An 8,787-nucleotide genomic window follows, 5' to 3' on the forward strand; every position below is an offset into this window, starting at 1 on the left:
GCCGCAGGACATCGGCGTATAGAAGATTGATGCACCAACGTCGCTAAGAATATCAAATGTAGATTAATTGCAATCTTTTAATTTAACTTGCTTTTAAAGACAGTATCTACAAAACCTTAAGTAAGAAAGTATTAATTAACTAGAGTTTGATGAAAATTTCTCATTGCCCCCTAATTAACTGCCACTTAAAGCAAGATCAATGGTCAACGGCCCCTAGTCAGAAGCTCAGTTACCAAGAGATTGTTTCATTCGAATAATATGAAGATAGGCATCGTTAATTCTCTGTTCAGGAATTTCCCCAGAACGTACTTTTTGTTCGATAATATCAATAAGCTCCTTCGGATCCTGAAACTTATCGACCAACTGATTTCCAAAAATCAGCATATCCACACCTGCATTAATTGACATCGTCAAAGCAGTTGGCAGACCGTAATAATTAGCGATGGCCTTCATCTGCATGTCATCAGTAATAACTACCCCATCAAATTGCAAATCATGACGTAACAAACCGGTAATGATGCTTTGAGACAAAGAAGCCGGGACTCCGGTGACATCCAATTTTTTGTTAACCACATGGGCGACCATAATCATATTACAATGATTAGGTTGGGATAATGACTGTAAAAATGGGATTAATTCTTGCTCAGTCCAGGTATCTGTAATATCAACAAATCCTAAATGGGAATCCGCAATAGAGCTTCCATGACCAGGAAAATGTTTATAGGAGCATTGTATTTGATTCTTTAAAAATTGACGTGAATATAATTGAGCATATTTTGTTACATGATCAGGATCGGATGAAAAACTTCGTTCTAATTGACCTATAATTGGATTTTCAGGATTTACATCAACATCCAAATTTGGAAAAAAATCCACATTAAATCCCGTTAGCTGTAAGGTTTTAGCCATAACGTTAGCCGAATTATCCGCCTCATCCAAAGACCTCTTGCCTATTTGCTGCGGAGAGGAAATTTTAGGAAAACCATATCGTTGATGTAACCTGTTGACTCTTCCCCCTTCATAGTCAACAGAAATAAGTAAGGGTAAATTAGGGCGGTGATGCACTTTATTAGCGTTTTGAGTCACACGTTGTAATTGTTGATTTAATTGTTTTACTTGTTCAGGACTTTCTATATTTTTATCAAAAGTCTGGGATTGTTGATTAAAATCAAACAAGATGACGCCGCCAATATTATCTTCCTCGATTGAAGTCGCTATAGCAGAATGTTCATTAATCGCTTTCCCTTGGAAACCAATAATTAACATTTGTCCAATTTTTTCTCTTAAGCTCGGTTCTGCAGCAAACAAACAGGTAGAAACAATAAATAAGGACAAAAATAGAAGGATAGGCTTGATATTCAAAATATTTCTCTCTGTTTTATGTTTGGTTTTTATCACGAGACACCGACGTAATAAAACAAAAACTTTTAGTTTGCGCATTATACTAATAAAGAGCAATATAATCAATATTTAACCAATTCGTTTTCTTTGCTTTGTACTTTTTCCTATAAAATCAAATTGTTGACTGGGCCGAAACTGCCTTTTCGCAAACCAGTTGCAATGCCGTCAAAATTTTCTTTAGTACAGGAACCTGTTGCACCTCCAATTGATATTCTTTAGCGAGCTTGACAGGGTCAGTAAAACTTAACCAGACTTGGCCTACGCGGTCCTGGGTCGCCATAATGCGCAGAGGTAAGTCCAAAGCAAAAGCTGCATTTTCCTGCATCAAGGCCGTTCCTTTTGCCGGATTACCAATAATAACCACTTCGGTATCCGGAAGGTGCTGATTTGTTTTTTTTGCTTCAGCGGCATGATCAATATGAGCAAAAACAGTTCCTCCCTGCTTTTGAATTATATTGGCTACCCGTTCTATTGTATTCTTGACTGAATAAGGACTTTGAATCGTCTCAGACCAAAAGGCTTCTCTTTGAGGTACACCCAAATTAATATCAAAAGCCGCAGCAATTTTACGGGCTAAAATATCCAAATCAGGCAAATTGCCTTTGTTAGCCAATAAAGTGACACAAAGCAATTCTTTAGGATCAGTAAAGCGACTTAAAAAAGCAGAGTAACCCGGAAGAGCTCCTTTTATTTCCATTAATCCTTTATGACCAGGAAAGAACCACCCCGCATTGCCTGGAATTACCTTTCCGTCCAAAGTTGGAGCCCCATAGAGAAAACTCCTGTTTTCCGGCTCCTTAATTAAAATAGTTCCAGCAAGCCCTATATCCCATATACTGATATCTTCTGCTGAAGAAACGATGCCACTATTGGAAAAAGAAGAGGTCCACGTCATTGAAGCGGCGGCTTCAAGTCCATTTTCGCTTTGCTCATATCCTGTTGCAGGTTCGGTTGGATCAACGAATACTAAGTTTTGAAGAAACTCACTGTGTTTAAAAGGGTTGGTTCCATTATTGACTTCGTTGGGTATCGATTGAATGTTATCGATAAAAAAAGTGTTCTTTAATCCCATCCGCTCAATTTGATTTTTAGTCACATAGTCTTGATAACTCATGCCACTGGATTTTTCTATAATCCATCCAAGCAAATAATGATTCGTTGCACTCACTTGCATTTGGGTACCAGGCTGAAATAGCAACGTATTACTAATCAAATTAATTATTTGATGAGGCTCATAATGATTGGCGTAATTGAATGATGTATTTTGCGTATAATCGGGAATACCCGAGCTGTGGGTTAATAGTTCTTTTATAGTGATGGATTGCCAGCTGGCCGGTAAGTTGGGAAGATAACTGCTAATCAAATCATCTAAATAAAGTTTCCCCTCCTCTTTCAATTGCATTATCGCTACAGCAGTAAATGCATTGGTTAATTGCCCTACATTAAAAACAGTGCGGGTCGCAACCAGACGTTTTGTCTTGATATCGGCAATGCCATACCCAACAATACGGGTAATGTGGGGTGCTTGCACTATGGATAATACCATGCCAGGTACATTATTTTCTTCCATATATTGAATGACTAAATCGTCGACTGATTGACCTTTATAAACAGTATGAAAGTCACCTCGTCCTGAATGCCGTGAGTCCATAATTACTCCAATTGATTTACTCCATCTTTTGCAACTTCCCTTCAGAAAATTGGTCACAATGCCAGATTCATGAGATCTCTCACTGCCTTCGAGATGACGTGTTTCCTGGCTTATTGAGAAGTTACCCATTATTCATTAACTATATAATTTTTATCTCAATTTTAATTAAGTGTAGTTTACTTATAAAGTAAAAATGATATTTGGGAATATTATTTTGTTGCGAGAAAAATGTAATCTATATGTAGCCCATATTACGCTGCGTTAATACGGACTACAATTGCGATCAACACGATTTAATCGTGATATTTGGGAGTTATACCACCGCTAATAAAATTGCCGTAAGGTAGTTACCTTCAGGAAATGAAGCTAATGTGGGATGACAACTGGCCGGTCCATAAATACCTAAAATACGAGCTTGTTTTCCTACGGCCACCGCTTGTCCGCTAACTAAGACACTAAACTCTGATGAGGACAGAGCAGAAGAACAATTACAGGTCATTAATAGTGAGCCAGGTTTCATATACTTAAATACTTCACGATGTAAAAAACGATAATAATTTTTAGCGCGTTGTAAATGTTTTTGTGAGGGAACCAATTTAGGCGGATCAAGAATCACAACATCATAATCCCCTGCTTTTATCAAATAATCACGTGCATCGGCTTCTATAAATTCAATATTAGTTAAACCATTTAATGAAGCATTATTCCTGGCTTGAGCTATAGCCTGATCCGAACTGTCTACAGCAGTAACCTGCAAAGCTCCTGCCTTGGCAGCATGTAATGCAAAGCCGCCAGTATAGGTATAAAGATCCAAAACGTTCTTACCCTTTGACAAATGGGCGATGCGGCTGTGATTTTCTCTTTGATCAAGAAACAAGCCGGTTTTTTGAGCGTGAGCAAATTCAACCTGATAACTGACCCCCTCTTCCAAAACTTGAGCACTATACTGTACTTCGGGGGCTTCAATTTCTTTCCAGCCGTCTTGTCCTAATGGTTTGCTTTGGGCAATCCAAATAATTTGAATGTCAGGAAGTAATTCTTGCAAAGCCTGGGTGATTATTTCTTTATTTAATTCAACCCAGTAGGCAGAACTGGAAACCACACAAAATTGATTAAAGCGATCAATAGTTAATCCGGACAAACCATCGGCTTCACTATTAAATAATCGATAGGCGGTGGTTTGTTGATTGGGTAAATTAAGGCACTCCCTTACTTTTTTAGCCTGCTCTAATCGATGTGCTATCAATGAATGATAGTTGCTGTCGACTGATTCACTTGCAAGCGCGAGTACTCTTACCCTATATAATGAATGTTCATTGTATACTCCTACCCCTATAAGCTCACCCTCAGCAGTAAGAATATCAACCAGATGTCCGGTAACCAGTTTCCCCAAATGACGTGCAATTGCTTTGGGAAAAATCCAGGGATGTCCTCGTAAAACCGTATTTTGTTTCGCGGCATGTAAAATAACTTTAGCGTTCATTTTCTATTTCCCAAAGACCAAAAGTCGGCTAATCTACACTATCAAATGATATACCTGCAATGGGAGTAAGCACAAACATGCAACAATTTATAAAAACAATAGGCATTTTTCTTTTTATCTGCTCTTTTAGTAAGCTTGGATTTGCAGGTCCCTGGTTTACTGGGCCCATACTTGCCCCTGCAGGACATACTGTAGCAAGAGGACACACTAACTTTGAGATCTATGGTTTACACGTATCCACCGATGGCCGGTATGATGATTCAGGGAACATAATCCATACTCCTCTTTTTAGAAGTTTTGTTACCAATCCCATCCTTACCCATGGTTTCACTGATTGGTTAGATGTCCAGCTTACCGTGCCTTATGTTTTCAACTCCACTTTGGGAGTCAATTACAATAGATTGACCGATATAACAACCGCACTCGGAATTCAATTAGCAGAACAAAAAGGGTCACCCAAGCGTGCTGATGTGCGTATCCTAATCCAGGAAACTTTTCCTACAGGCAAATTTGAAAACCTTAATCCGGCATTTCTGGGAACAGATTCTACAGGACTAGGAAGTTATCAAACTCTGGTGGGTTTAGATCTGCAATATTTACTAGAAGTATTTAAAACCCATTATTTACGTACGCGCCTTATCCTATCCCACCTCTATGCCGCTCCAGTTACAGTCCACGGGCTAAACAGTTACGGAGGAACTGTTAATACTATTGGCAGAATAAGGGGAGGAAGTGAAAATGATGCCGATTTGGCGTTTGAATTCACTCTTACTCAAAATTGGGTTGCGGTAATGGAAGGAACTATTACCAGAGGCAATTCAACCGTATTTAATGGCATTTTAGATTTCGGAAATATTGGAGCCCCGGTAAATGTTGGTGGTGGTCATTACTATTCAAAAACCCTGGCACCAGCATTAGAATATAATTTCAATGAAAATGTAGGGATCATAGGCGGTGTCTGGTTCCCTGTTTCAGGAAGAAACACCTCACATTTCCGAACTTATGTATTAGCACTTAACGCTTATTGGTAATTATTAAAGGGCTGTAAACGCTATGGAAAAAAATAAATTCTCATACGGACTCACACTGGGTGCCTTAGGCATTGTCTATGGTGATATTGGGACCAGCCCTTTATATGCCTTAAAAGTAGCCCTGGATAATCTTCTTATTAATCAAGCTAATGTATTGGGAGTATTATCACTTATTTTTTGGTGTTTAATTATTATTATTTCTTTTAAATATTTAATGATAATTTTTAGAGCGGATAATGATGGTGAAGGAGGAATTCTTGCCCTCCTGGCCTTAATGAAGCTTAAAAGTACCAAGTATCAATCTTTATTTTATATTGTCGCTATATTTGGAGCTGGACTTTTGCTCGGTGACGGGATGCTGACCCCTGCCATCTCGGTAATCAGTGCTGTAGAAGGTTTTAGCACTCTATCGAGTTCATTTACCCCTTACATTCTTCCAACTGCATGCATTATATTTATCTTGCTGTTTATGCTGCAGTCTAAAGGAACTGCAAGTATAGGATATCTTTTTGGTCCTTTAATATTAATTTGGTTTGTTACAATAGCGATTCTCGGTTTACTTCAAGTAATTGCTAATCCGATAGTACTTCAAGCAGTAAATCCTTATTATGCCATTACTTTCTTAGTGAATGCTGGCATTAATGGCTACTTGTTATTAGGAGGAATTTTTCTGGTTGTGACCGGAGGTGAAGCCCTTTTTGCAGACATTGGACATTTTGGCAAAAATCCAATAAGAGCCAGTTGGTTTACTTTAGTTCTCCCTTGCCTGATATTAAACTATTTTGGCCAAGGGGCTAATTTATTGCAGCATCCAGAGGCCATTAGCAATCCATTCTATATGATTGCTCCCAGTTGGTTTTATGTGCCTTTAATTGTTATTGCAACTATTGCGACGGTAATTGCCTCCCAGGCAGTAATTTCCGCCACATTTTCGTTAACCAAACAAGCGGTTCTCCTTAGCTTATGTCCAAGAATCCCCATAATCCAAACATCCAGAGAACATTCTGGGCAAATTTATGTTCCTCAAATTAATTTTATCCTTTTTACTGGCACATTATTGTTTTCTCTGTTTTTCAAAACATCAGATAATCTAGCGCACGCATATGGAATAGCTGTTAATTTTTATATGCTGCTGGTGGATGCCATGGTTGCTTACGCTGCAATCTCCATCTGGCATTGGTCAAAATTTAATGTCGCCTTAATTTTTGGCATGTTTCTCACTATTGACTTCGCATTTTTAGGGGCAAACTTACACAAATTCCTGACTGGAGGTTGGGTACCTACCACTTTTGCTTTGTTAATTGCCTTTATTATGTACACTTGGAAATATGGGCTAGAGTATCTAAGAAAAAATTTCTATTTAAATAAAGAGGATATTTCTAAAATCCTGAAACAATTACAATACAAAAGTCTGAATCAACTCCCCGGGGTTACTGCTATTTTCATAACGGATGTTTATGACAACAGTGGCGGCAGTTTTCTCCACTTTCTCAAGCTCAGTCGCTCAGTTCCAGAAAATGTCTTAATTGTAAATTACATTGTTGATAATATTCCTCATGTTCATTTCAGCCAGCGTTATGAAATATCCTGTCTCGATGAAAAAGTATGTAAGTTGACCATTCATTATGGTTTCATGGAAAATATTTCCATACCCAGGGCACTGGAAAGAGCCAGTAAGAAAAATCTTCTCCCCTTTAAATTAAATATCGACCATGCAACCTACATGGTTGAAATACCTAATGTTATGGCGTCAAAATCCAAGAGATCCCTTGCTTTCTACTATCAGGAAAAATTATTTGCCTTTTTAATGCGTAATTATTCCGCAAATTTGAATATTGAATTCTATAAATTGCCATACAATAGAACCATAGCCATCGGTACTTATTGTATTTTGTGATTAGGTAATCCAGGCGCTGAAAAATTGCTCTTATTTATCGCGTATTGAGCGCGCGTCTATAGGAGCTAGATTCCTTATTGAAGCAGCTAAACACAAAGGATACTCTTCGCAGCAAAAATCATTTCATGTTAACATTCTCAATTTACTCAAAGGACAAAATATGTGGTTTAATAATGCACTTATATATCAATATGAACTGGATGAAGCCAGTGATTTAAATGCCTCTTTAGCTGAGGAAATTCTTAAGCCCTGCCCTCCTCATGCCCGCTTTATTTATGGCTGGCTTCCTGCTTTTGCCGATGAAATGGTTCATGAAGTTGCTGGAAGCTCTCTTATTTGTATGGGGAAAGAAGAACGCATACTTCCTCGCGGCGTAATTAATAAAATGCTTGCGGAAAAAATTCAAATGATTGAAACGCAGCATGGGCGTATGGTAAAGCGTGCTGAAAAAGCACAAATTGCTGAAGATCTTGAGTTTGAATTATTACCTAAATCCTTTTGCGTTCAAAAAAGACTTCCTGCAATTCTGGATACAATGAGTAAGCGTTTAATCATCAATACATCCAGTAATACACAAGCATCTCAGCTTACCTCTCTTTTAAGAAAATCAGTGGCAGGCATCACTATAGAGCCGCTGACTCATACAGAAAATCTTGCCATACGCTTTGCAGAATGGATACATTCCCCGGAAACACTTCCTGCAGATTTTCAATTAGCCTCAGAATGTCTCCTGTTTTCTCTTGATGATGAAAAAAAACGAGTGCTGTGCAAAGGATATGAATTACCGGCGGAAGAAATTTTAACTCTATTATCTCAAGGAATGGCTACCGCTGAAATTTCAATCATTTGGAAAGAGCGAATTCAATTTACCTTAACTCATGACTTCACCTTTAAGAAATTGAAAAGTCTTGAGTTTCTAATTGATGACTTTAATGAGCTCAGACAGCTCGATGAGGAATACCAACAAGCAGATGCTGCTTTAACGTTACTGACAGGCGAATTACGAGAACTGACTAATGATTTGTTGGCTGTATTAGTAAGCCCGACTCAATCTAATTCATCTGTTAAAGAAGTTAACGAAGAAGAATGCCCCGCTTAACCGATAATCTTTAACCTAAGCTGGGCTTTACAGCCCAGCCTACATCATTGTTATCCCTCGTAGCCCAGGTGAAAAAGCAGTCGTAACCCGGGTTCAGCTATGCACCATCATCCCAAACCTAGTGAGAGATCTTCAAATGCAGGCACCGCGCCCCAAACCAGGAGATCTCTCACTACGTTCGAGATGACGTTTTTCGTGTTGTTACTTGTAGCCTGGGTGGAGACG

Annotated in this window: 6 protein-coding genes; 3 read left to right on the top strand and 3 right to left on the bottom strand. The window is 38.5% G+C overall.

Annotated features, from left to right (window positions below):
• Window positions 1–225: 225 nt before the first annotated feature.
• The 3 genes from LOX96_RS17250 to LOX96_RS17260 all read right to left on the bottom strand — a co-directional run bounded on the left by LOX96_RS17250 (window position 226) and on the right by LOX96_RS17260 (window position 4,535).
• Window positions 226–1,398 (bottom strand): glycoside hydrolase family 3 protein, encoded by a 1,173-nt coding sequence (locus LOX96_RS17250; protein ID WP_250424737.1) that lies wholly within the window; start codon window positions 1,396–1,398, stop codon window positions 226–228.
• Window positions 1,399–1,513: 115 nt separating this feature from the next.
• Window positions 1,514–3,052: a serine hydrolase gene (locus LOX96_RS17255; RefSeq protein ID WP_250424735.1), complete on the bottom strand. Its 1,539-nt coding sequence runs from the start codon at window positions 3,050–3,052 to the stop codon at window positions 1,514–1,516.
• A 313-nt stretch (window positions 3,053–3,365) separates the two neighbouring features.
• The gene (locus LOX96_RS17260) at window positions 3,366–4,535 is read right to left on the bottom strand and encodes a class I SAM-dependent rRNA methyltransferase (protein ID WP_250424733.1); all 1,170 of its coding nucleotides are present in this window, start codon (window positions 4,533–4,535) and stop codon (window positions 3,366–3,368) included.
• Between the two features lie 77 nt (window positions 4,536–4,612).
• Here LOX96_RS17260 and LOX96_RS17265 point away from each other — a divergent pair, with 77 nt between their 5' ends.
• The 3 genes from LOX96_RS17265 (at window position 4,613) to LOX96_RS17275 (ending at window position 8,562) form a co-directional block, all read left to right on the top strand.
• Window positions 4,613–5,566, top strand: a complete 954-nt coding sequence (locus LOX96_RS17265) for a hypothetical protein (RefSeq protein WP_250424731.1) — start codon at window positions 4,613–4,615, stop codon at window positions 5,564–5,566.
• Between the two features lie 22 nt (window positions 5,567–5,588).
• Window positions 5,589–7,463, top strand: coding sequence for a potassium transporter Kup (locus LOX96_RS17270; protein WP_250424729.1), 1,875 nt, complete (start codon window positions 5,589–5,591; stop codon window positions 7,461–7,463).
• Between the two features lie 160 nt (window positions 7,464–7,623).
• Complete coding sequence (locus LOX96_RS17275) at window positions 7,624–8,562, top strand: recombination-associated protein RdgC (RefSeq protein ID WP_250424726.1); 939 nt, start codon at window positions 7,624–7,626, stop codon at window positions 8,560–8,562.
• Window positions 8,563–8,787: the final 225 nt, after the last annotated feature.

Source organism: Legionella maioricensis (assembly GCF_023618015.1).
GTDB lineage: Bacteria > Pseudomonadota > Gammaproteobacteria > Legionellales > Legionellaceae > Legionella > Legionella maioricensis.